This is a genomic window from Bradyrhizobium sp. CB1717, from assembly GCF_029714325.1.
Taxonomy (GTDB): domain Bacteria; phylum Pseudomonadota; class Alphaproteobacteria; order Rhizobiales; family Xanthobacteraceae; genus Bradyrhizobium.
This window is the reverse complement of sequence record NZ_CP121666.1, coordinates 5,304,710-5,328,776: the sequence shown is the minus strand read 5'-3', so window position 1 is coordinate 5,328,776 and position 24,067 is coordinate 5,304,710. Positions and strand designations below refer to the sequence as shown.

The window sequence follows — 24,067 nt, the reverse complement described above, 5'->3', positions numbered from 1 at the left end:
TCAGATCCAGAATGCGGCTTTGCGCAGATGGACTAGCGTCAGCACGCTCGCAAACACCAGGAGCGCCAGCGCGACGATGACGTAGACGATGCTGACGGGATCGACATGGCCGCCCGCCAGCGGCTCGCGCCACACCGCGAACAGATGCGTCAGCGGATTGAGCCGCATCACCGTCGAGCGGTGGTTGATCATGTCGGACGACCAGATCACGGGCGAGGCGAGAAAGGCGAGCATCAGCGTGGATTCGATGATCGGCTTGAGGTCGCGATAACGCGTCGCCATGGCGCCGAGAACGAGGCTCAGGGCGAAGGTGCAGGCGACGAACAGCAGCAGACCGGGCAGCGCCGCCAGCGCGTGAGAGAGGTCGTGCGGCGAGAAGGCGAGCCACAGCAGCAGCGGCACACAGGCGTTATGGAGTGCGAACAGCGCGTGACGGAAGGTGCATTGCAGGAGGAAGATGACGGGCGGCAGGGCACGGTCGCGGATCAGGCTCGCGGAGTTCTGGAGCGCCGTGGTCGCATCCAGCACCACGCCATTGAGGAAGGTCCAGGCCGTCATCGACAGCGCCAGCATCGGCAGGCGGGCCGTCATGTTGGCGTTCGACATCTGGCCGATCACCGAGCCCAGCACCACGACCACGATCGCCATCTGCAGCGACATCCAGAACGGGCCGAGCAGTGAGCGGACGTAGCGGTGCCGCATGTCGGACCAGGCGAGCGCCGCCGCGATCCGGACCGTGTCCAGCCAGCCGGTCGCCTGAGGCGGCTCGGCGGTCGCTGGTCGCTCCGCGTTGGAGGCGGCGACGGCGTCGCGGTAGACGGTCTCCATGCCCTGCTTGAAGGCCGTGGCCGAATAGCGGGAGAGGGCGCGCGAGCGCGCCGCGAGTCCCATGCGGCGGCGGCGCTCGGGATCGCGGATCAGGGTGTCGATGGCCTCACCCAGCTTCTCGGCATCGCCCGGCGGCACAGTGATCGCCTCCATGCCGTGGCGGGCGACGCGCGGCACCGCGGTGTCGAGCGCCGTATTTACGACCGGGCGCCCGGCAGCCATGGCCTCGAGCTGGACGAGGCCGAAGGTCTCGGCATTGGTCACTGATGGCATTACGAAGACGTCGGCGAGGCACATCAGCTTGATGCGCTCGCAATCGTTGACCGAGCCGATCAGGCGAACGCGGTCACCGAGGCCGAGCTCTTGGATCAACTGCTCGAGCCGCGGCCGCTCGACGCCCTCGCCGATGATCCAGGTCTCGAAATTGTGCGCAGCCGCGGCGCGGATGAGCACGTCAAAACCCTTGTAGGGCACGAGCCGACCGCAGGCGAGCACGAGCCGGCCGCGGTCGTTGACGTGGTGCGGCTCGATCTTCGGCCAGTCATAGCCCGAGGTGTCGATGCCGAATGGCACGACGTGGCATTTGTCCTCGAATTCGCGCAGCAGCGGCGTGGTGTCGACCAGCACGTGGTCGGACACGATGATCGCCTTGGCGCGTCGCAGCGTCCGCCGCATCAGCGGCTCGATGAACCAGCGCAGGCCGGCATGGGTGACGATGTCGGCGTGCCAGTGCACCACCAGCGGCCGCCTGACGCCGAAGCCGAAGGCGAAGACGAGGTCGGCCAGCGGGAAGGGGGCGTGGAGCGCGAGCAGATCGTGCTCGGCGCTTCTGCGCCAGAGACGCCAGGGATAGGTCGGGGCGGCGGGCAGCGACAGCACGTTGCCGAACGAGCGCACGCGCTCGACCGGCACGTCGTTGACGACGATCTCGCGCCGCTCGGCCGATTGCGAACAGACCAGCACGGCGGAGGCGAAGGCATCCTTCAGGCTCGCGCAGATGTCGCGGATCACCGTAAGCGTGCCGCCGAACAGATCGGGATAGTAGATCTTGAAGATGTGCAGCACCGACGGACGGCGCGGGGTTTCGCTGGTGTGATGCATGATCGCGGTCAGCCTGCGACAAGCGCTGCGAGGAACGGTGCGGCCAGCACCGAGATGAAGATCACGCCGCGCAGCAGTGCGGGCAGCATCGGCTCGATTGCGCCGTGGCCCCAAGCGGGAGCCGGTACAACACGTGGTGAACTGGAAATGCGGACCAAGCGGTCTGCCATGGGTGTGAGTCCCTCTACGTCGCGCCCCTCAGTGGCGTTTCGTATATGTGGGAAAATTTACCACGTCAATTGGCAAACAGGAAAAAGTGGGATTGTGTCCCACGCCGTAGATCGCTACAATTCAGACATGAATGCCAAGCCCGGGTCGAAAGCAGCGGCACCACAGCCGAATGCCGCCGCGAAGCTGCACGCGCCCCTGGCGCGGCTGCTGCGCCCGCTCGTGCGGCTCTGCATCCGCAGCGGCATGACCTTTCCCGCGCTGGCGCAGTTGCTTCGCGAGCTCTTCGTCAACGTCGCCGAGCATGATTTCGCGCTGGAGGGGAAAGAGCAGACCGACAGCCGCGTCAGCCTGCTCACCGGCATCCATCGCAAGGAGGTGGCGCGGCTGCGCGGCGCGGGCGCGCCGGTGCACGAAGCTCCGGCGGCGGTGTCGCTGACCAGCGCCGTGATCGCGCGCTGGCTCGCCGCGCCCGAGTTCACGGACGCGAAGGGCGAGCCGCTGGCGCTGCCGCGTAACGCCGAAGGCGATGCGCCGTCATTCGAGCAGCTCGTCGCCTCCGTCACCAAGGACGTGCGTCCGCGCGCGGTGCTCGACGAGTGGGTCGATCGCAAGCTCGTCACCATTAACGAGAATGACGAGATCGAGCTGGTCGAGGCCGCCTTCGTCCCATCAGGCGAGGACGACAGCAAATGGCACTATCTCGGCCGCAACCTGCACGACCACATCGCGGCCGCCGCGCAGAACGTCTCGGATGGACCGCGCTATCTCGAACGCGCGGTGCACTACAACAACATCTCGCCGAAGCTCGCGCGGCGCCTCGAGGCGCGCTCGCGCGAGCTCGCCATGGACGCGCTGAAGACCGCCAACCGCGAGGCCAACCGCGCGCTCGCCAAGGACAAGGGCGGTGATGCCCGCTGGAATTTCGGCATCTACATCTACAGCGAGGACGCCGACGAGGAGAGCGAGACGAAGGCAGGCGGCAAGGACGGTGCAAAGGACGCCGGCAAAGAGGGCGGTTCATGAGCCGGCCGCCGCTGATCTCCCGCCGTCTGCTGTTGATGGGATTCTGGCTCGCCGGCACGGCGATGGCCAGCGCGCAGGTCAAGCGCGGCACCGACCAGGGCATCGGCGGCACCGGAATCACGCGTGGCGATGATCACGGCATCGGCGGCACCGGCATTGTCGGCGTGATCCAGCGCTTCGGCAGCATCTACGTCAACGGCGAGCGCGTCACCTATGCCAGCGACGTCCCGGTCCGCATCGATGGCGAGCCGGCCAGCACCAATGCCCTGCGCATCGGCCAGCTCGCGCGCGTGGTCGCGACCCGGCAGGCCGACGGCACGCTGGTCACGCGCAACATCGCGATCGTGAGCGAGGTCGCAGGGCCGGTCGAGCAGGTGAAGGGCAACGAGCTGACGGTGCTCGGCCAGAAGATCGTCGCAGGCGACAAGGAGAGCAAGATTCGTCCGGGCACGCAGGTCGCCGTCTTCGGTCTGCGCCGCACCGATGGCGTCATCGTCGCGAGCCTGGTCGAGCCGCGGCGCGATGCGGTCGCGCGCGTCACGGGCCTGGTCGAGCGCGGGCCTGATGGCCTGCATATCGGCGGCTTGAGGCTGAACGGCGTCGATCCGCTGCTGGTCGGCCAGCGCGTCCAGATCGAGGGCAGCGCGAGCCAGGGCACGATGCAGGCCGCGCGCACGCGGATCGACGATTTCTCGGATCTCGTCGGCGCGAGCCGGTTGTCGATCGAGGCCTATGTGCAAAGGGCGGGCACCAACCTCCAGCTCGGCTCGGGGTTGATCGCACGTGACGGCTCGCGCTTCGGGCCCGCGGCGGGCGAAGCGCGCATGGTGGTCAACGGCGTGTTCGATCGCTCGCGCGGCCTTCAGGTGGATTCGGCGAAGGCCATCGGCCAAGGGCCGGGAGCACCGTCGCCCGGCGGCGGTCCCGGCGGCCGGTCGCCCGGTGGTTCAATCCTGCATCCGAACAGCGGCACGCCGACTCCGGGCGGCGGTCAGCCTGGTGCCCCCGGTGCGCCTGCGTCTGGATCGAGCCCCGGTGCAAATCCCGGCCCTGCGCCGACAGGCCCGAGCGGTCCGTCGGGTCCTGGCGGGTTCGGCGCGCCGGGCGGCGGGCCGATGGGCCCCGGCGGTGGAATGGGTGGCGGAGGCTTTGGTGGTCCCGGAGGCGGGATTGGCGGCGGCCGGCGCTAGGCTCGGCTGCGCGCACTGAAAGAAGATGACGCGGGCTTAGCCCGCGCTGAGGCGCACGCCGGCGCGCAAGAACTTCTGCGGGTCGACGGCGTCGCCGTCGATGCGGGTCTCATAGTGCAGGTGCGGACCGGTGGAGCGGCCGGTCGAGCCGACGAGACCGATGACCTGGCCGATCTTCACGACCTCGCCGACCTTGACGCTGATCTCGGAGAGATGGCCGTAGCGGGTCGAAAGACCGTTACCGTGATCGACCTCGACCATGCGGCCGTAGCCGCCGGACCAGCCGGCCGAGACCACTTTGCCATAGGCGGTGACGCGGACGGGATCGCCGGTCGCGGCGCGGAAGTCGAGGCCGGTGTGCATCGCGGGCCGGCCCAGGAAGGGATCGCTGCGCACGCCGAAACCGGAGGTGAACTCGACCTCGCCGATGACGGGCTTGCGATAGGGCACCAGCGCCAGCGTGCGATTGAGCCGGTCCAGCTCGGCGCGCGTCGTGTTGATGCGATTGAGCTGCTTCTCGAAAGGTCCGGCATTGGCCGTCAGCTTGACCGGGACGAAGGGGCCGCCCATCGCGCTGCGCGGCACGGCAGCTTCGAGGCTGGCGAGGTTCAGGCCGAGATCGCTGACGACGCCGCGCATCCGGCGCATGCGCGAATCCATGCCGTCCTCGACGGCGCTGAGCGCCGCCATCTGGCGGCGCTCGACCTGGTCGAGCGAGGTGGTGAGCCGGACCAGAACGTTGTCGAAACCCTGGTTCTTGGCGAACTGGCTGGTCGGCGGAGCCAGCACGGCAGGCGCGCGCGATTCAAGGCGCGCTTCGCGATCCGGCGGTGCCACGAAGATCACGGTGTCGCTGATCGGCGACGGTTTTGGCGTGCCCTGCGTTGCGCTCGGGTTGGCATCGCTGCGCTGTGGCGCGGTGCGCGGGATCGATCCGGTCACGTCTGGCATGGCGCCCAGCGCCGTCGCCCGGGACTCCAGCGCCGTCTGGCGCTTCATGATCTGGTCGAGCTTCTGGTCGAACTGCTCCTGGTCGAGCAGCTGGCGGCTGGTGGTGCGATCGACCTTGGCGCGCAGCTCGGCGATGCGGTCCTCGTAGGCGTATTGCATCTCGGCCTGGCGGGCGATCAGCCGGGTCAGGACGTCGTCGCGGAAGGCGAAATAGGTGGCGGTCGCGGCCGACCACAGTCCGAGCAAAACGATCGTGCCGACCACGATCCAGAACACGACCGGACCAAGGCGAACCTGCTTGCCGTGATGGACGATGGTGTAGGCGTCATCGGCGTCGGGGAGGGGAATCGCGGCGGCGGCCGCAACAGCGACGGGGCGCCGGTGAATGGCCCGTCCGTGGTCGTGGGGATGATGCTGGGGGTACTGCGAATATTGGGCAGAACTTTTCGACATCGGCACTCCCGGCGCCGGTCGGATGGGTTCCTTGCGGCCTAATTGCCGCAGCAATCTGGGCCGGTCATGGTTAATTTTCCGGAAACGGAACCCTTAGAACTTAACGGGCTGGTTAAAGACTTGTTGCCGCTTCCAGCACCTGATCGGCATGGCCGTCGACCCGGACGTTGCGCCAGATCCTGGCCACCTTGCCGTCGCTCCCGACCAGCACCGTGGTGCGAAGAATCCCGAGGAAGCTCTTGCCATACATGGACTTTTCGCCCCACGCGCCATACGCCTCCAGCATCTCGTGCTTCTCGTCCGAGATCAGGGGGACCTTGAGGCTGTGCTTGTCGCGGAACTTCTCCTGGGCCTTTAACGAATCTGCGGAGACGCCGAGCACGGCGGTGCCGGCGTCGGCGAAGGCGCCTGCAAGGCGGGTGAAGTCGATGGCCTCCCGGGTGCAGCCGGGCGTGTCGGCGCGGGGATAGAAGAACAGGACGAGCTTCCGGCCGGCGTAGTCCGACAGCGTCGCCACGGCGCCGCCATCTCGGGGCAGACGGAAGGCGGGGGCCTTCTGACCTTCGGTCAGGACCGGCTTCGCCGCAGAGGCCGATTTGGAGGATTTTAACTGTTTCGATGCGGCCCCATGCGATGCTGTCTTTGCTATGGTCGCGGTTGATTTGCTGGCCGGTGTCCGCTGTGTTTTCGCGGCCTTTGTTTGAGTCGTTGCCCTGGTTTTCGGGGCCTTCTTTTTAGCTGTTGGACTGCCGGAGGGCGTTTTGGACGATTTCTTTCGGGATTTCTTGGACATACGCCTTCCTTTCGACGCTTTCGGCGGGTCAACCGAAGCGGTATTGCAGCTCTCGTCCGGTGTGCCGGAATCGCGCCCTTGGCTGGGCAAGTCTGACGACGCCGGAGTATGGTTACAAGGAATTCCAAGCACCACCCCACTGCTCGTTGAACGCGCTCCCGGGGCGAAATGACGAACAGCAGGAATATTCAAGGTATGGCGGCAGTGCCGGCGCAGGGGGCTTCGCGTCCCGTGGACGGCTGCGGTCCCGGCGGCGCTCAGTCCTATGATGGGCGCCTGTATCGAGAGGCAATGGCAAGGAATACGTCGCCCCAGGATTACAATCGGGATTTCGATCGGCGCGGCGGTCAACAACAGCCGCAGGAATGGGACGAGGCCGACTGGGATCCGGATCAGGAAGCGGCGGCGGGCCATCGGGCGCGCCGGCTGTTGTCGCGTTCCCATTCGGGCTTCCATCGCTTTGGGTCGCCGCGCCGCTGGCCGGGCGGCGGTCGCTGGCTGAAGCGGCTGGCTGTCGTCGTCGGCGCCCTCATCGTCATCTTCGTCGGCTGCTTCGGTGCGCTGTGGTGGCGGCTCGGCGCCGGACCCATCAATCTCGACATCGCGACGCCCTGGCTTGCCGCCGCCATCGAGGACAATATCGGCCACGGCAACACGGTTGAGGTCGGCGGCACCCAGATCGAGCGCGCCGGGCGGGTCCGTATCGCCGTGCGCATTCGCGACATCATCGTGCGCGACCGCGACCATGCCATCGTCGCCAGCGCCCCGAAGGCCGAGGTGAGGCTGTCGGGCGCGGGCCTGCTGATGGGGCATCTGCGCGCGGAAAGCCTCAACCTGGTCGATGCCGAGCTTGCGATCCGGATCGCGCCGGACGGCACCGTCACGGTCTCGGCCGGCGACACCGCAAAACCGCTGGCAACCGGCGTTGCCTCCAAGAAGGATGCGGGCCTGCCGCCGACATTCCCGCGCAACGGCGTTCCGCCGCCGCCATTCGCCACGGCGCCGGCGGGCCAGGATCCATCTCAGGCCGCATCGCAAGGCGCGCCTCAGGCGACTGCGCAGAGCGGCATTCTCCAGGGCCTCGACTGGCTCGACAGCCTGAGCATGACCGGCCTCGACGGCCAGAATCTCAACGAGATCGGCCTGAAGAACGGCAATCTGATCGTCGACGATCAGCAGCGCGGCAGCAAATGGAGCTTTGAGAACATCACGCTCAGCCTGCGCCGGCCGAGCCACGGCGGCGTCGCGCTCAGCCTCGGCGAGGAGGGTGCGCGTCCCTGGATGCTGCGCGCCACGATCGGTCCCGCCGAGAATGGCGTGCGCTCGGTCGACATCAAGGCCGACAAGGTCTCGACCTCCAACATCCTGCTGGCGCTGCGGGTAAAGGATCTCACCTATACCGCCGACCTGCCGCTGACCGGCGAGCTCAAGGGCGAGCTCGGCCGCGACGGCGTGCCGACCTTCTTCCGCGGCAAGATTGCGGTCGGCGCGGGCAACATCATCGACACCGATACGCCCGACTATCCGATGGCGATCGACTCCGCCGAGATCAATGTCGAGTGGGACGCCAACCGGCGGGTGCTGGTCGCACCATTCAAGATCCTCTCCGGCGCCAACCGCCTGACGCTTCTGGCCCATCTGGAGCCGCCCAACGGCAACATCAACGACTGGCAGCTCGGCTTCAGCGGCGGATCGATCCTGCTCGGCGGCATCGACAACGAGCCGCCGCTCGTCTTCAACCGCATCGCGATCGGTTTCCGCTTCGATACCGACCACAAGCGCCTGTTGCTGACGCAGGCTGATATCAGCAACGGCGAGATCGGCGTCGCCGGCACCGGTGCCATCGACTATTCCGGCGAGCCGCGGCTGACGCTGGGCTTTGCGGGAACGCCGATGTCGGCCTCCGCGCTCAAGCGGATGTGGCCGACGCTTGTCGTTCCCGAGTTGCGTGAATGGGTGATCGAGCGGATCGAACGCGGCACACTCCAGCGCATCGAGATCGGTATCAACTCGCCGACCAGGAATCTTCCGCGCAAGGGGCCGCCGATCCCGGACGACGGCTTGTCGGTCAACATCGTCGCGAGCGGCGTCGCGGTTCGTCCCGTGGATGGCATGCCGGTGGTGCACGATGCCGATTTGAGGGCGCGCGTGACCGGGCGCACGGCGACGGTGAATATCGGGCAGGGCATCGCCGATACGCCGGCCGGTCGCAAGATCACGATCTCCGACTTCACCTTCGAGGTGCCTGACATGGCGCCGAAACCGTCGCCGTCGCGGACCAAATTTCGCGCCGACGGGCCGGTGCCGGCAGCGGCCGAGATTCTGTCCAATGATCGCCTGAGCGATCTGTCGGCGACCGTCGTCGATCCCAACACCAGCAAGGGCACGTTCTCGGCGAACATCCAGCTCGGCATGCCGGTCAAGGGCGAATTGACCAAGTCCGATACGACCTACGCCGTCGCCGCCGACCTCAACGGCTTTGCCGCCGACAAGCTGGTGATGAACCAGAAGCTCGAAGCCAACAATCTGAAGATCGCCGCCAACAACCAGGGCTACCAGGTCAAGGGCGACGTCAAGATCAACGGGCAGGCGGCCTCGCTCGACTACCGCAAGCCGGCCGAGGGCGATGCCGACGTCCGATTGCAGGCGACGCTGGACGATGCGAGCCGCGCGCGCCTCGGCTTCGATCTCAGCCCCGCCGTCAGCGGTTCACTGCCGATCAAGCTGTCCGGCAAGATCGCCGGCGGTGCGGACCAGACGACGAAGCTCGGCGTTGAGGCCGACCTGACCTCGGTCAAGCTCGACAACATCCTGCCCGGCTGGGTCAAGCTGCCGGGCAGGTCCGGCAAGGCCAGTTTCAAGGTGGTGCCGACGGCGCAATCGACCCGCTTCGAGGACATCGTCATCGAAGGCAGCGGGGCCTCGATCAAGGGCTCGCTCGAGCTCGATCCGAATGGCGATCTCGTGAGCGCGAACTTCCCGACCTATGCGCCGTCCGACGGTGACAAGGCGTCGTTGAAGGTCGAGCGCGGCCAGGATGGCGTGGTGCGCGGCACCGTGCGCGGCGACGTGTTCGACGGCCGCGGCTTCCTGAAGTCGGCGATCTCAGGCAATTCCAAGGACGACAAGAGCAAGCTGAAGAACGTCGATTTCGACATCGACGTGAAGCTCGGTGCGGTCGCCGGGTTCAACGGTGAGGCGATGCGCAGCGTCGATGCCAAGATGTCGAAGCGCAGCGGCGCCATCAAGGCTTTCAGCTTGAGCGGCAAGATCGGCCGCGACACGCCCGTTGCGGCTGACCTGCGCGGCGGCCGCGCCCAGGGCAACCGCGAGGTGATCTACCTCCAGACCAACGATGCCGGCGCGCTGCTGCGCTTCACCGACACCTACACCAAGGCGGTCGGCGGTCAGATGGTGGTGGCAATGGAGCCGCCGACATCGGAGCCGAACACCTCGCGCGAGGGTCTCATCAACGTGCGCGACTTCACGGTGAAGGGCGAGGCGCAGCTCGAGCGCGTTGCCGCCGGCGCGCCCAACGGCACCGGCAACGGCGTTTCCTTCAGTGCGCTCCGCGCCGAGTTCACCCGCCAGAACGGCGCGCTCACGATCCGCGACGGTGTCGTCAAGGGCCCGATGATCGGCGCCACCATCGAAGGCTCGATCGACTATCCCGGCAACCAGGTGTGCATGAGCGGCACCTTCGTGCCGATGTACGGCTTGAACAACATGTTCGGACAGATTCCTGTCCTCGGGCTGTTTCTCGGCGGCGGCGACAAGGAGGGCCTGATCGGTGTGACCTACGAGGTCGTCGGCACACCGGCCGCGCCCGTGATGCGCGTCAATCCGGTGTCCGCGATGGTGCCGGGCGTGTTCCGCAAGATCTTCGAATTCAACACCGGCAAGCAGAATACGCCGTTCGAGGAATTCCCGTCCCAGTCCAACGACGGTTCGACCGGCTCGACGCGCCAGCTCTCGAGCGGCTGCAGCCTCGCGCGGCGGTAGGAGCGGGGCTCAAGCGTCCCGCCCGGCGTGACGCTGAGGAGCTTCCGGCGCCGCAGCCTACGCCGCGCGCACGCCTTTGAGGAACGTGCCGACTTCGCCGGAGAGCTGCTCGGCCTGCTTGGAGAGGCTGCTGGCAGCCGCGAGCACCATGCCGGCGGCGTTGCCGGTCTCGTTGGCGGCGGTGGAGACGCCGCCAATATTGGTGGTGACTTCCTTGGTCGCCTCGGCCGTCTGCGAGACGCTGCGCGCGATCTCGGCGGTGGCGGCGCCTTGCTCCTCGATGGCAGCTCCAATCGAGGTGGCGATGCGGCTGACCTCCTCGATGGTGGCGGTGATGCCGCCGATGGCGTCGACCGCTTCCTTGGTGGCGCCCTGGATCTGGGCGATCTTGTCGCCGATCTCGCGGGTGGCTTCCGCGGTCTGGCTTGCGAGCGACTTCACCTCGGAGGCAACGACGGCAAAGCCGCGGCCGGCTTCGCCCGCACGCGCAGCCTCGATGGTGGCATTGAGCGCGAGCAGGTTGGTTTGCGCGGCGATGCTGGAGATCAGCTCGGCGACATGCTCGATCTGCTGGGCGCCGTCCGAGAGCGCACGCACGATGGTGTCGGTGCGGCGGGCGCTGTCCACGGCACGACCGGTCACTTCGGCCGATTGCGCGACCTGGCGGCTGATCTCGGTGATGGAGGAGGACAGCTCCTCGGCGGCAGCCGCGACCGTCTGGACGCGCTGGCTGGCCTGGGTCGCAGCCGAGCCGACCACGGCGGCGCGGCGGTTGGTGCCTTCGGCGGTCGACGACATCGACTTGGCGGTGGTCTCGAGCTCGCCGGAGCCGGAGGCCATCAGGCCGACGAGCTGGCCGACGGAGGCGTCGAAGCGGTCGGCAAGCGCGATCAGGGCCTCGCGCTTCTCCTGCTCGCTGCGGGATTTGGCGGCGACCTGCTCGGCCTCCAGATTGCGCGCCGTGAGCGCGGTCTGCCTGAGCACTTCGAGCGTCTCGGCCATGCGGCCGATCTCGTCGCCGCGGTCGGTCTCCTCGACCGGCTTGTCGATGGCGCCTTCGGAAATCTCCTGCATGCGGTTCTTCTGGCGGTCGAGCGCGCCGAGCACGTCGCGGGCGATCAGCCAGGACAGCGTCGCCATCAGCAGCATCAGGCCGACGCCGATCGCGGCCAGCTCCAGCGTCAGCGCGCGCACGTCGGCGTCGATGTCGTCGACATAGAGGCCGTAGGCAATTGCGACGTTCCAGGGCGCAAAGTAGCGAGCGAACACCATTTTGCGAACCGGAACGGTCTCGCCCGGACGCGGGAAAAGATAGGACAGGACGGCGCCTTCGGGAGCCTGCCTCGCCGTGTTGACGGTGGCGTCGCCGATCACGATGCCATTGGCATCCTTGATGCCGTTGTTCTTGCCCTCGAGCTGAGGCGCGCCGCCGTTCATCATCACGGTTGAATCGGCGGTGTAGACGACGGGATAGCCCTGGCCGCCGCCAAACTTCATCTGCCGGCCGCGCAGCTTGAACTGGGCCTGCGCCTCGGCGAGCGTCATCTTGCCCGCGGCGACCTCGTCGTGAAGCGATTGCGCGAAGCCGTGCAGCAGATCGACCGCCGTCTGCATCTGGCGCGCACGATCATCGAGCATGCGGGTCTTGCTGAGATAGGCGGACGCGACGATGAGCGCTGTGACCGTGAGCGCCGCGAGACAGACCATGCTGGCGAGCTTGGTGCGGATCTTCAGATGGCTGAGCAGCGTCATGACGGCCTCGGGAACGGTTGTAGAATGCTTGTTCTCGCGCAGCCGTATCAGGAAGTTCTTACCATTCCTGAACGCAAGGGGATGGCGCGTTCAGGCGCGCCGCAATCCGCGCAGCCGTGGACACGCATATGCAGGCGTGAGGCCAACGACTGCGGCGACGTGTCCAGAAAAATAGAGATCGTGATCGAGTTTATGCGGCCGAGCGCCGGCTCAATCGATGCAGCGATTCGTCGATGCATCGTCGTGTTCGAGCCACGGATGTCGCGCGGCTCACGCCGCGCGAACGCCCTTCAGGAACGTCCCGACTTCGCCGGAGAGCTGCTCGGCCTGCTTGGAGAGGCTGCTGGCCGCGGCGAGCACCATCCCGGCGGCGTTGCCGGTCTCGTTGGCGGCGGTGGAGACGCCGCCGATATTGGTGGTGACTTCCTTGGTCGCCTCGGCCGTCTGCGAGACGCTGCGCGCGATCTCGGCGGTGGCGGCGCCTTGCTCCTCGATGGCAGCTCCAATCGAGGTGGCGATGCGGCTGACCTCCTCGATGGTGGCGGTGATTCCGCCGATGGCGTCGACCGCTTCCTTGGTGGCGCCCTGGATCTGGGCGATCTTGTCGCCGATCTCGCGGGTGGCCTCCGCAGTCTGGCTCGCCAGCGACTTCACCTCGGAGGCAACGACGGCAAAGCCGCGGCCGGCTTCGCCCGCACGCGCAGCCTCGATGGTGGCATTGAGCGCGAGCAGGTTGGTCTGCGCCGCGATGCTGGAGATCAGCTCGGCGACATGCTCGATCTGCTGGGCGCCGTCCGAGAGCGCACGCACGATGGTGTCGGTGCGGCGGGCGCTGTCCACGGCGCGACCGGTCACCTCGGCGGATTGCGCGACCTGGCGGCTGATCTCGGTGATGGAGGAGGAGAGCTCCTCGGCGGCGGCCGCGACCGTCTGGACGCGCTGGCTGGCCTGGGTCGCGGCCGAGCCGACCACGGCGGCGCGGCGGTTGGTGCCTTCGGCGGTGGATGACATCGACTTGGCGGTGGTCTCGAGCTCGCCGGAGCCGGAGGCCATCAGGCCGACGAGCTGGCCGACGGAGGCGTCGAAGCGGTCGGCAAGCGCGATCAGGGCCTCGCGCTTCTCCTGCTCGCTGCGGGATTTGGCGGCGACCTGCTCGGCCTCCAGATTGCGCGCCGTCAGCGCGGTCTGCCTGAGCACTTCGAGCGTCTCGGCCATGCGGCCGATCTCGTCGCCGCGGTCGGTCTCCTCAACCGGCTTGTCGATGGCGCCTTCGGAAATCTCCTGCATGCGGTTCTTCTGGCGGTCGAGCGCGCCGAGCACGTCGCGGGCGATCAGCCAGGACAGCGTCGCCATCAGCAGCATCAGGCCGACGCCGATCGCGGCCAGCTCCAGCGTCAGCGCGCGCACGTCGGCGTCGATGTCGTCGACATAGAGGCCGTAGCTGATCGTCACGTTCCAGGGGGCGAATTTGCGCGTGAACACGGTCTTGCGCACGGGCTCGGTCTGGCCGGGGCGGGGATAGAGATAGGAGGCCACGCCGCCCTGCGCATTCTGATTGGCCGCGTTGAGGATGGCGTCGGCGATGAGAACGCCGTTGGAGTCGGTCGCGCCGGTGATCTTGCCTTCAAGCTGCTGGTTGGCGCCGTTCACGAACAGCGAGGTATCGGGATTGTAGACGACGGGGTAGCCCTGGCCGCCGTTGAAGCTCATGCGGCGGCCGCGCTGATGGAACTGGGCCTTGGCCTCGGCCTGCGTCAGCTTGCCGGCGGCGACCTCGTCCTGGAGCGATTGGGCGTAGTTGTAGAGCAGCTCCACCGCGGTCCGCATCTGCTGGACGCGATCCTCCATCATGCGGCTCTTGCTGAGCACGGCCGATACGCCGATGATGGCCGTCACCGTGAGCGCCGCGAGACAGACCATGCTGGTGAGCTTGGTGCGGATTTTCAGATGGCTGAGCAGCTTCATCGCGGCCTCTACGAATGGTTGTTATTGCTCGCGTCGGTAGCATGAAGTTATTACCAATTATGAATGGACGCGTGCGGCGCGCTGCCGCGCACAACACCGTTCGCAGCCGGATGCGTAATCCTGCAGGCAAATCGCCGCGCTTGTTGTCCGCCGATGCGGACTGCCCGGGAAAATCGATCTTGGACTTTGGTGGCTATGGAGCGGAGCCGGACCCGCAATGAATCGATTCGTTCATCGCATCATCATGTCCGTGCTGCTCGTCGCGGCCCTCGTTCTGATCTGGAACGTGCTCGGGGCGCGTTGATGCGGCACCGGCGGATGCGTCGGTGCCGCTGCTTGTGGAGTGATCCGGGGGCGCCTTAGCGCCGCGCGAAGGCGCCGCCGGCGGCGCCGCTCTCCTTGCCCATCGCGGCATCGACGCTGATCGGTCCGCCGCCGGCGGCCGACAGGTAGAGGCAGGCGAAGCAGAACAGGATCGCGGCGGTGCCGCCATTGAGCAGCGGCAGGAACACCGGCGCTTCGCCCTTGAACATGTGGCCCATGAAGTAGGCGAAGGCCATTTCACCCGAGAGGATGAAAGCGGCGAGGCGTGTGAACAGGCCGATCATCAGCAGCCCGCCAACCACCAGTTCGATCGTCCCGGCCGCGCCGTAGAGTGACATCAGTTCGACTTTGGCGAACATCGGCACAGGCGGGAACTTGAACAGCTTGGCAATGCCGTACTGGAACAGCAAGAGGCCGGTGATGAAGCGAAACAGGCTCAGAAGAACCGGTTGAAAGCGAGAGAGAAAAGAAAAGTCCATTGGTTTGCCCTCCATCCAATGTAGCGACTTGGACCGCATTCGGTTCCTCCTCGCAAGCCACCCAAGATTATTTTCGCGCTGACATTTTTGTCATGTCGGACAAAACACCGCAGGCTGGGGTTTCAGCCGCGTGCAGCCCGTATTTTTTGCGCGTATTCGCATCTGTCCCACCCGTAATTGTCCGGTGACACGAATGCGATCAGGTTACCCCTGAGAAACCTAGCGCCGCAAGGCGGGCACAATCAGAAATGGAATCATCCCGAGGATCACGCTCGCAAGTGCGAAGGCGAGCAGCGCGTTGTAACCGTGCGTCGCGTCATGGATCAGGCCGCCGCTCCAGGAGCCGAACGCCGAGCCGAGGCCGCTGCCGATCGAGATCGTGCCGTAGATGGTGCCCACGCGCTTGCCCTGGAAGATCCGCATCGCGGTCGCGCTGATCAGCGGGCCGCGCGAGCCCATCATGCTGCCGAAGCAGATGACGAAACCGGTGAGCAGGAGAATGTTCGGCGAATACTGCAGCAGCCAGAGCAGGACGATGCCGAGGATCGAGATCGCGTAGCTCAAGAGCACGGACGGCCGGCGTCCGATCAGGCCGTCGAGCGCGGAGACACCGAGCATGCCGAACACCAGCACGACGCCCGAAAAACCCCAGGCGGTCGCGGCCTGGAGCGGCGGGAAGCCGGCATCGATCAAATAGGCCACGATCTGCGCGGCGATCGCGTACATGCCGACGGCGGTGAAGAAGAAGGTCGAGAACAGCGCCCAGAAGGCGTGGTGGCGCATCGCGCCGAGCAGCGTCCAGCCGTTGTCGACGAAATCAGGATCGGTCTTCTTCACGACATGCGGCGAGCCCGCGGCGAACAGCCGCCACGGCAGCAGCAGCAGCGGCACCAGCAGGCCCAAGGCGGCAAAGCCGAACAGCTGGTAGGTGTCGCGCCAGCCGATGTGATCGATCAGCAGCTGCGAGGCCGGCAGCAGCGCCAGCACGCCGCCGCCCATCGCCGAATACACTACCGACATCGCAGTCGGCAGGCGCGGCCCGAACCAGCGGCCGAGCAGGATCGAGTTCGGCACGATCCCGATGAAGGCGACGCCGATGCCGACGCAGAGGCCGATCGAGAGCTGGAACTGCCACAGCTGCCGGGCGTGCGCCGCGATCAGGAAGGCCGCGCCGAGCAGCACTAAGCCGAGCGCATAGACGATGCGCGGTCCGGAATGATCGAACAGGCGTCCGACGAATGGCGCGGTGAGTCCGCTCGCGAGCCAGGTGAGCGAATAGACCGAGACGATTTGCGCGCGGTCCCAGCCAAAACTTTCCGAGATCGGCTTCAGGAACACCGTAAAGCTGTCGCCGAGCCCGCGTCCCAGCACGGCCAGCGCGAAGCAGAGTGCGAGCACGGTGAGTGCGATGCGCACGGCGCCTTGCGGCGTCGCCGCAACGCCATCCCTGATCGCTCCTCTCGGCGTGTTCTGATCCATTGCCCGTCAGGGAGCGCGCATCCGCGCGCCCTGACAAGCATCAAAAGCTCATACGCCTATGCAGGCTTGATCAGGACGTGCTTCTTCTTGCCGAAGGACAGCTTGACCACGCCTTCCGGCGTCAGATTCGCCACTGACAGTGCCATCTTCTCGTCGGTGACGGGCGCGTCGTTGACGCGCAGCCCGCCGCCCTTGATCTGGCGCCGCGCCTCGCCATTGGAGGCAACCAAGCCCGCCTTGACGAAGGCGTTGAGCACACCCAGGCCGGCGTCGAGTTCGCCGCGCGGAATTTCCACCGTCGGCAGGCTCTCGGCGAGCGCGCCTTCCTCGAAGGTGCGGCGCGCGGTTTCGGCGGCTTCGTTCGCGGCGTCGCGGCCGTGCAGCAGCGCGGTCGCCTCGGTGGCGAGCACCTTCTTGGCCTCGTTGATCTCCGAGCCGCCGAGCGCTTCGAGCTTCTTGATCTCAGCTAGCGGCAGCGTCGTGAACAGTTTCAGGAACTTGCCGACGTCGGCGTCCTCGGTGTTGCGCCAGTACTGCCAGAAGTCATAGGGCGAGAACTGGTCGGCGTTGAGCCAGACCGCACCTTGCGCGGTCTTGCCCATCTTGGCGCCCGATGCGGTCGTCAGCAGCGGCGTCGTCAGCGCGAACAGCTGATGGGTGCCCATGCGGCGGCCGAGATCGACGCCCATGATGATGTTGCCCCACTGATCGGAGCCGCCCATCTGCAATTTGCAGCCGGTGCGCTTGGCGAGCTCGACGAAGTCGTAGGCCTGGCAGACCATGTAGTTGAACTCGATGAAGCTCATCTCCTGCTCGCGCTCGAGGCGCAGGCGCACGGAGTCCATGGTCAGCATGCGGTTGACCGAGAAGTGCCGGCCGACGTCGCGCAGCATCTCGATCCAGTTCAGCTTGGTCAGCCACTCCGCGTTGTCGAGCATGATGGCGTCGCTCTTGCCGTCGCCATAGCGGAGCACCTTTGCGAACACGCCGCGGATCGATTCCTTGTTGGCCTCGATCTCGGCGACGGTGCGCATCGCGCGCGTCTCGTCCTTGCCGGAGGGATCGCCGACCATGGTGGTGCCACCGCCCATCAGGGTGATCGGCTTGTTGCCGGACTGCTGCAGCCAGTGCAGCATCATCATGGTCAGGTAGTTGCCGATATGCAGCGAGCGGGCGGTGCAATCGTAGCCGACATAGGCGGTGGCCTCGCCCTTGGCGGCGAGGGCGTCCAGCCCCTCGAAATCGGAGCATTGGTGGATGAATCCACGTTCCTGCAGGGTGTTGAGGAAATCCGATTTAAAAGCAGTCATCTGTCGGCGTGCCTGACAATTCTTGGTTTACTGTTTCGGGAGCAATTTAAGGGTCTTCCGTGGGAACTCGGTTGCTGCCCGCCACTTGGCGCTGTGGCATTATAAGATGTGTCCCTCTGGCACAAGATCGGCATGCCGGAGGGGGTCTGTTGAGGACGCTGATCCATGATGTTGACGGCACTCGGTTTGATGAGCGGCACCTCGCTGGACGGGGTCGATGTCGCGCTGATCGAAACCGACGGAAAGCAGGTGAAGGCGTTCGGGCCGTCCGGCTACCGGCCCTATAGCCCGGCCGAGCGCAACCTGCTGCGCCAGGCGCTCTCCGAGGCGGTGCACCTGCAGCAGCGCTATGCCCGGCCGGGAATCCTGGCCGAGGCCGAGCGCGCGGTGACACTGGCGCATGCCGAGGCGGTGGCCGCCTTCGTCGCCCAGAACCGGATGCGGCCGGAGGACATCGACATCGTCGGTTTCCACGGCCAGACCGTGCTGCACCGCCCCGAGAAGCGGCTGACGGTGCAGATCGGCGATGCGCCGGCGCTGGCCAGGGCGATCCATATTCCTGTCATGCACGACTTCCGCGCCGCGGACGTCGAGGCCGGCGGGCAGGGCGCGCCGCTCGTACCGGTCTACCACCGGGCGCTGGCCAATTCGCTGGAGCGCGAGGGGCCGATCGTCGTGGTCAATATCGGCGGCGTCTCCAACATCACCTATATCGACGGCAACGACACGCTGATCGCCTGCGACACCGGACCGGGCAATGCGCTGCTCGACGACTTCATGTACCGCACCATGAACCAGGCCTTCGACGCCGAAGGCAAGTTCGCGGCGCTCGGCAAGGCGGATGAAGCCTGGATCGCCCGTGCGCTGGAATTGCCGTTCTTCGCAAGCCCGCCGCCGAAATCACTCGACCGCAATGACTTTGCAGCACTCAAGCTTGGCGACGTGCCGCCGGCCGACGGCGCGGCGACGCTCACAGCCTTCACCGCTGCCGCGATTGCCCGAATCATCCCGCTGCTGCCGCGCCGGCCGCGCAGCTGGATCGTCTGCGGCGGCGGCGCCCGCAACCTCACCATGCTGCGGATGCTGCGGGACCGTGTGGGATCGGCCACCGTCGAGGCCGCCGAGACCCTCGGCTGGGCCTCCGACGCCATCGAGGCGCAGGCCTTCGGTTTCCTTGCCGCGCGCGGCCTGAAGGGTCTGCCGCTGTCCTATCCGGCGACTACGGGCGTGCCGATGCCGATGACGGGCGGGGTGATCGCGCGGCCCTGAGGCGGGGCGGTTAATGCAGTTGCATTGAACTTGACGAGTGCATGCAAATGCATGTATCTTCGATGCAGTTGCATCTAACCGCCGGGATCATTGCCATGACGACTTCGCTCAAACTCATCAGCCACAAGCTTTGTCCCTACGTACAGCGCGCCGTGATCGCGCTGAAGGAGAAGGGCGTGCCGTTCGAGCGGATCGACATCGATCTCGCCAACAAGCCGGACTGGTTCTTGAAGCTCTCGCCGCTCGGCAAGGTGCCGGTGCTGGTGGTGACGACGGAGAAGGGCGAGGTCGCGCTGTTCGAGAGCAACGTGATCTGCGAGTACATCGAGGAGACGCAAGCAGGCCTCAAGCTGCATCCGTCGGATGCCTTGAAACGCGCCGAGCATCGCGCCTGGATGGAGTTTGGCTCGGCGATCCTCGGCGATGTCTGGGGACTGGAGACGACGACGGATCCGGCGACGTTCGACGGCAAGCGCCAGGCGCTTGCGGCGAAATTCGCGCGTGTCGAAGCGGCGCTCGGTGCAGGGCCGTATTTTGCAGGCGAGACGTTCAGCCTCGTCGATGCGGTGTTCGCGCCGATCTTCCGCTATTTCGACCTGTTCGACGAGTTGACTGAGCACGGCATCTTCCGCGATGTGCCGAAGGTGCGGGCGTGGCGCGCCGAGCTCGCGAAGCGGCCGAGTGTGCGCACCGCGGTCGGGGCGGACTATCCGCAATTGCTGCGCGCCTTCCTCGTTCGCCACGACGCCCATCTGCTCAAGCTTGCGGCCTGAGCGCACGCCGATGTCGCCCCCTGTGGCCTGGCTGATGCTGGTGATCGCTGGCGCGCTCGATGTCGGCTGGGCGATCTCGATGAAATACGCGGAGGGCTACACGCGCGTGGGCTGGAGCATCGTCTCGCTGATGCTGCTCGCCGCCTTCGTTTTCCTGCTGGGCCGGGCCTTGAAGGTGCTCGAGATCGGCGTCGCCTATTCGGTGTGGACCGGCATTGGCGCTGCCGGCACCTTCGTCATGGGCGTCGTGCTGTTCGGCGAGACCTTGAGCGCGATGAAGCTAGCGGGCATCGCGCTCGTCTTGATGGGGATCGTCGCGCTGAAGCTGGCTTGAACTCGTAGCCCGGGTGGAGCGAATCGCAATCCGGGGTCACGCCACAAGCGACAGGGGTCCCGGATTTCGCTTCGCTCCATCCGGGCTACAAAGCTGCGGACGTTAGCGCACGTTCGCGAGGCGCATGTCGAGATACGCGGTGATGGTTTCCATCAGCGGCTCGAGCTTGGCGTCGAAGAAGTGGTTGGCGCCGGGGATGATCTGCTGGTCGATCACGATGCCCTTCTGCGTCTTCAGCTTCTCGACCAGCGTGTTGACGTCCTTGGGCGGCACCACCGCGTCCTTCTCACCATGCACGATCAGGCCCGAGGAGGGGCAGGGCGCAAGGAACGAGAAGTCATAGAGATTGGCCGGCGGCGCGATCGAGATGAAGCCTTCGACCTCGGGGCGGCGCATCAGGAGCTGCATGCCGATCCAGGCACCGAAGGAGAAGCCGGCGACCCAGCAGGCGCGCGCTTCGGGATTGATGGTCTGCGCCCAGTCGAGCGCGGCCGCCGCATCCGACAATTCACCGGTGCCGTGGTCGAACGAGCCCTGGCTGCGGCCGACGCCGCGGAAATTGAAGCGCAGCACCGAGAAGCCACGATGCGCAAACGCGTAGTAGCACTGGTACACGATCTGATGGTTCATCGTGCCGTGAAACTGCGGATGCGGATGCAGGATCATCGCGATCGGCGCGTTCTTCTGCTTGGCCGGGTGATAGCGGCCTTCGAGGCGGCCAGCGGGGCCGGCGAAAATGACTTCAGGCATCGATGATCTCTTGATTGATGTGCTGGAACGAGGATCCTCGGCAATCAACCGATTGTGGCTTCATCGGCGGATGCCGATGAAGCGCGAATGAAGGGTGAGAAGGCGTGCGCCTCGCGGTGATGCGCAAACGGCGCGCGGTGACTTGACGGCCGCGTTCTAGCATGGGCGCAGGGGCAAAAAGCAAGCATCTTGAACATCGGCCAATGGGCTCAAGACGTTAGCGTGTCATGGGCCTGTCACCGGAATGCGCGGGGCCGGAATCAGGTTGCCAAGGGCGCGGAGGCGGCCCATGTCGGGCGGGAGGCGCGCCTCTACGAACGTAAGGTAATATATTACTCTATGCCGACCCGTGTATATCTCGACTGGAACGCGACGACGCCGCTTCGCCCCGAGGCGCGCGCCGCGATGCTCGCGGCCTGGGAGCTGATTGGTAATCCCTCCTCGGTCCATGCCGAGGGACGCGAGGCGCGGCGGCTGGTCGAGGACGCCCGTGCCGCGCTCGCGGCTGCGGTCGGTGGGTTGCCGCGCAATGTCGTCTTCACCTCCGCTGGAACCGAGGCCAATGCGCTGGCGCTGTCGCCCGGACTGCGGGGGCCGGCCGGCGGTCCCGTGGAGCGGCTGCTGGTCTCGGCAGTGGAGCACGCCTCGGTGCTGTCAGGCGGCCGGTTCCCGGCGGAGAAGATCGGCCATATCGGGGTGACGCGCGCCGGCGTGGTCGATCTCGACCATCTGAAGACGCAGCTGATGGATGGTCCGTCGGCGCTGGTCTCGATCATGGCGGCCAACAACGAGACCGGCGCGCTCCAGCCGGTCGCGGAGGCCGCACAGATCGTCCATGAGGCCGGCGGCCTCCTGCACATCGACGCGATTCAGGCTCTTGGCAAAATGCCTTTTAATATTAACGCGATAGGCGCGGACCTTGCGACCTTTTCTGCACACAAGATCGGCGGCCCCAAGGGCGTCGGCGCGCTGGTCGTGGCGGAGGGGATTGCCGGGCTTGAGCCCGTACTCCGGGGCGGCGGACAGGAACTCAGCCGTCGCGCCGGAACCGAGAATGTGGCGGGAATCGCCGGCTTTGGCGCCGCGGTGAAGGCCGCGCTTCAGGCTCTGCCGGAGGATGCGGAACGCATGGCAACCCTAAGAGATCGCTTGGAAAATGGCATCCGGACGATCGCCGGGGCGACGATCTTCTCGGATGACGTGGCGCGGTTATCCAATACCACTCTGTTCACGGCGCGCGGCCTCAAGGCGGAAACTGCCGTGATCGGCTTTGACCTCGAAGGGGTCGCAGTGTCCTCCGGTTCAGCGTGTTCTTCCGGCAAGGTCCAGCCGTCCCATGTGCTGTCGGCCATGGGGTACGACCCCGCGGTGGCGCAGGGAGCAGTGCGCCTCAGTCTGGGCTGGTCCACGGAACCTGAAGACATCAATAAGGCGTTAGAGGCTTGGCGAAAGCTCGGTAATACCCTACTTAGAGGCTAAGCGACGAAACACGGCTCGAACGGTTCTAAGCCCGTGCTTTCTGCCAAAAAACATCGTAATACTCGTCCGAGTTTGATCCACCGCGGTCCTTGAAACCGCGAGCGGAGGATGGAATGCCAGCCGTACAAGAGACGGTCGAGCGCGTGAAGCGCATCGACGTCGACCAATATCGTTATGGGTTTGAGACCCTGATCGACTCCGAGAAGGCCCCCAAGGGGCTGTCGGAAGAGATCGTAAAATTCATCTCACAGAAGAAGAACGAACCCGCCTGGATGCTCCAGTGGCGGCTCGAGGCGTATCGGCGTTGGCTCACCATGACCGAGCCGACCTGGGCGCGCGTCGACTATCCCAAGATCGACTTCCAGGATCTTTATTACTACGCGGCGCCGAAGCCGAAGAAGTCGGTCTCCTCGCTCGACGAGATCGATCCGGAGATCCTGAAGACCTACGAGAAGCTCGGCATCCCCTTGCGGGAAGTCGCCATGCTCGAAGGCGTCGAGCCCAAGGTGGGCGAGGAAGATCCGGCGCGCCGCAAGATCGCGGTCGATGCCGTGTTCGATTCGGTCTCGGTTGCGACCACGTTCAAGGCCGAGCTGAAGAAGGCCGGCGTGATCTTCATGCCGATCTCGGAGGCGATCCGCGAGCACCCTGAGCTGGTGCAGAAATATCTGGGCTCGGTGGTTCCGACCTCGGACAATTTCTATGCGACGCTGAACTCGGCGGTGTTCTCCGACGGCTCGTTCGTCTACGTGCCGCCGGGCGTGCGCTGCCCGATGGAGCTGTCGACCTATTTCCGCATCAACGAGCGCAACACCGGCCAGTTCGAGCGCACGCTGATCATCGCCGACAAGGGCTCCTACGTCTCCTATCTCGAAGGCTGCACCGCGCCGCAGCGCGACGAGAACCAGCTGCACGCCGCCGTGGTCGAGCTCGTCGCGCTCGACGATGCCGAGATCAAGTACTCGACAGTGCAGAACTGGTACCCCGGCAATTCGGAAGGCAAGGGCGGCATCTACAATTTCGTCACCAAGCGTGGCGACTGCCGTGGCGCCAACTCCAAGATCTCCTGGACCCAGGTCGAGACCGGTTCGGCGATCACCTGGAAATATCCGAGCTGCATCCTCCGCGGCGACAATTCGCGTGGCGAGTTCTACTCGATCGCGATCTCGAACGGCTTCCAGCAGGTCGATAGCGGCACCAAGATGATCCATCTCGGCAAGAACACGTCGAGCCGCATCATCTCCAAGGGCATCGCCGCCGGAAAGTCGCAGAACACCTATCGCGGTCTCGTCACCGCGCACCGGAAAGCGACCGGCGCGCGCAACTTCACGGCCTGCGACTCGCTGCTGATCGGCGACAAATGCGGCGCGCACACCGTGCCGTACATCGAGGCCAAGAACTCCTCGGCGACGTTCGAGCACGAAGCGACGACCTCGAAGATCTCCGAGGACGTGCTGTTCTACTGCATCCAGCGCGGCCTTTCGCAGGAGGAGGCGGTCGGCCTCGTCGTCAACGGCTTCGTCAAGGACGTGCTGCAGCAGCTGCCGATGGAATTCGCGGTGGAAGCGCAGAAGCTGATCTCGATCTCGCTTGAAGGGTCGGTCGGCTGATCGCTGGCCCTCGCGGCGCGCTCCGGCGCTC

18 protein-coding genes are annotated in these 24,067 nt (G+C 65.9%); 8 read left to right on the top strand and 10 right to left on the bottom strand.

What is annotated here, in order from left to right:
* Complete coding sequence (locus QA649_RS25370) at positions 1-1,929, bottom strand: glycosyltransferase (protein ID WP_283019589.1); 1,929 nt, start codon at positions 1,927-1,929, stop codon at positions 1-3.
* An 8-nt stretch (positions 1,930-1,937) separates the two neighbouring features.
* The gene (locus QA649_RS25365; RefSeq protein ID WP_283019588.1) at positions 1,938-2,099 is read right to left on the bottom strand and encodes a hypothetical protein; all 162 of its coding nucleotides are present in this window, start codon (positions 2,097-2,099) and stop codon (positions 1,938-1,940) included.
* Between the two features lie 127 nt (positions 2,100-2,226).
* On the opposite strand from QA649_RS25365, the gene QA649_RS25360 reads away from it, so the two are divergent.
* On the top strand, positions 2,227-3,123 hold the full coding sequence (locus QA649_RS25360) for a DUF6502 family protein (RefSeq protein WP_283019587.1): 897 nt from the start codon (positions 2,227-2,229) through the stop codon (positions 3,121-3,123).
* Positions 3,120-4,313: a DUF5666 domain-containing protein gene (locus QA649_RS25355; protein WP_283019586.1), complete on the top strand. Its 1,194-nt coding sequence runs from the start codon at positions 3,120-3,122 to the stop codon at positions 4,311-4,313. The genes QA649_RS25360 and QA649_RS25355 overlap by 4 nt, the downstream gene beginning before the upstream one ends.
* Before the next feature lie 36 nt (positions 4,314-4,349).
* Here QA649_RS25355 and QA649_RS25350 read toward each other — a convergent pair whose 3' ends face one another.
* Positions 4,350-5,717 carry a peptidoglycan DD-metalloendopeptidase family protein gene (locus tag QA649_RS25350; protein ID WP_283019585.1) on the bottom strand — a complete coding sequence of 456 codons (1,368 nt, stop codon included), beginning with the start codon at positions 5,715-5,717 and terminating at the stop codon, positions 4,350-4,352.
* A gap of 112 nt (positions 5,718-5,829) precedes the next feature.
* Positions 5,830-6,510 carry a peroxiredoxin gene (locus QA649_RS25345; protein WP_283019584.1) on the bottom strand — a complete coding sequence of 227 codons (681 nt, stop codon included), beginning with the start codon at positions 6,508-6,510 and terminating at the stop codon, positions 5,830-5,832.
* Positions 6,511-6,705: 195 nt separating this feature from the next.
* On the opposite strand from QA649_RS25345, the gene QA649_RS25340 reads away from it, so the two are divergent.
* On the top strand, positions 6,706-10,512 hold the full coding sequence (locus tag QA649_RS25340) for a DUF3971 domain-containing protein (protein ID WP_283019583.1): 3,807 nt from the start codon (positions 6,706-6,708) through the stop codon (positions 10,510-10,512).
* A gap of 57 nt (positions 10,513-10,569) precedes the next feature.
* Here QA649_RS25340 and QA649_RS25335 read toward each other — a convergent pair whose 3' ends face one another.
* The 5 genes from QA649_RS25335 to tyrS all read right to left on the bottom strand — a co-directional run bounded on the left by QA649_RS25335 (position 10,570) and on the right by tyrS (position 17,821).
* Positions 10,570-12,264 (bottom strand): methyl-accepting chemotaxis protein, encoded by a 1,695-nt coding sequence (locus QA649_RS25335; RefSeq protein ID WP_283019582.1) that lies wholly within the window; start codon positions 12,262-12,264, stop codon positions 10,570-10,572.
* 270 nt (positions 12,265-12,534) lie between these two features.
* The gene (locus tag QA649_RS25330; RefSeq protein WP_283019581.1) at positions 12,535-14,229 is read right to left on the bottom strand and encodes a methyl-accepting chemotaxis protein; all 1,695 of its coding nucleotides are present in this window, start codon (positions 14,227-14,229) and stop codon (positions 12,535-12,537) included.
* 359 nt (positions 14,230-14,588) lie between these two features.
* Positions 14,589-15,032: a DoxX family protein gene (locus QA649_RS25325; protein WP_283019580.1), complete on the bottom strand. Its 444-nt coding sequence runs from the start codon at positions 15,030-15,032 to the stop codon at positions 14,589-14,591.
* 219 nt (positions 15,033-15,251) lie between these two features.
* On the bottom strand, positions 15,252-16,511 hold the full coding sequence (locus tag QA649_RS25320; protein ID WP_283019579.1) for an MFS transporter: 1,260 nt from the start codon (positions 16,509-16,511) through the stop codon (positions 15,252-15,254).
* 56 nt (positions 16,512-16,567) lie between these two features.
* Positions 16,568-17,821, bottom strand: coding sequence for a tyrosine--tRNA ligase (tyrS, locus tag QA649_RS25315; RefSeq protein WP_283019578.1), 1,254 nt, complete (start codon positions 17,819-17,821; stop codon positions 16,568-16,570).
* A gap of 165 nt (positions 17,822-17,986) precedes the next feature.
* On the opposite strand from tyrS, the gene QA649_RS25310 reads away from it, so the two are divergent.
* The 3 genes from QA649_RS25310 (at position 17,987) to QA649_RS25300 (ending at position 20,197) form a co-directional block, all read left to right on the top strand.
* Positions 17,987-19,090, top strand: a complete 1,104-nt coding sequence (locus tag QA649_RS25310) for an anhydro-N-acetylmuramic acid kinase (RefSeq protein WP_283019577.1) — start codon at positions 17,987-17,989, stop codon at positions 19,088-19,090.
* Positions 19,091-19,185: 95 nt separating this feature from the next.
* A complete protein-coding gene (locus tag QA649_RS25305) occupies positions 19,186-19,863 on the top strand; it encodes a glutathione S-transferase family protein (RefSeq protein ID WP_283019576.1) in 678 nt (225 codons plus the stop codon).
* 10 nt (positions 19,864-19,873) lie between these two features.
* A complete protein-coding gene (locus QA649_RS25300; RefSeq protein WP_283019575.1) occupies positions 19,874-20,197 on the top strand; it encodes a multidrug efflux SMR transporter in 324 nt (107 codons plus the stop codon).
* 102 nt (positions 20,198-20,299) lie between these two features.
* Here the strand turns inward: QA649_RS25300 and QA649_RS25295 are convergent, their stop codons facing one another.
* Positions 20,300-20,947 (bottom strand): alpha/beta hydrolase, encoded by a 648-nt coding sequence (locus tag QA649_RS25295; RefSeq protein ID WP_018641706.1) that lies wholly within the window; start codon positions 20,945-20,947, stop codon positions 20,300-20,302.
* Between the two features lie 339 nt (positions 20,948-21,286).
* Here QA649_RS25295 and QA649_RS25290 point away from each other — a divergent pair, with 339 nt between their 5' ends.
* The gene (locus tag QA649_RS25290; protein WP_283026093.1) at positions 21,287-22,426 is read left to right on the top strand and encodes a cysteine desulfurase family protein; all 1,140 of its coding nucleotides are present in this window, start codon (positions 21,287-21,289) and stop codon (positions 22,424-22,426) included.
* A gap of 113 nt (positions 22,427-22,539) precedes the next feature.
* On the top strand, positions 22,540-24,036 hold the full coding sequence (gene sufB / locus QA649_RS25285) for a Fe-S cluster assembly protein SufB (RefSeq protein WP_260384116.1): 1,497 nt from the start codon (positions 22,540-22,542) through the stop codon (positions 24,034-24,036).
* Positions 24,037-24,067: the final 31 nt, after the last annotated feature.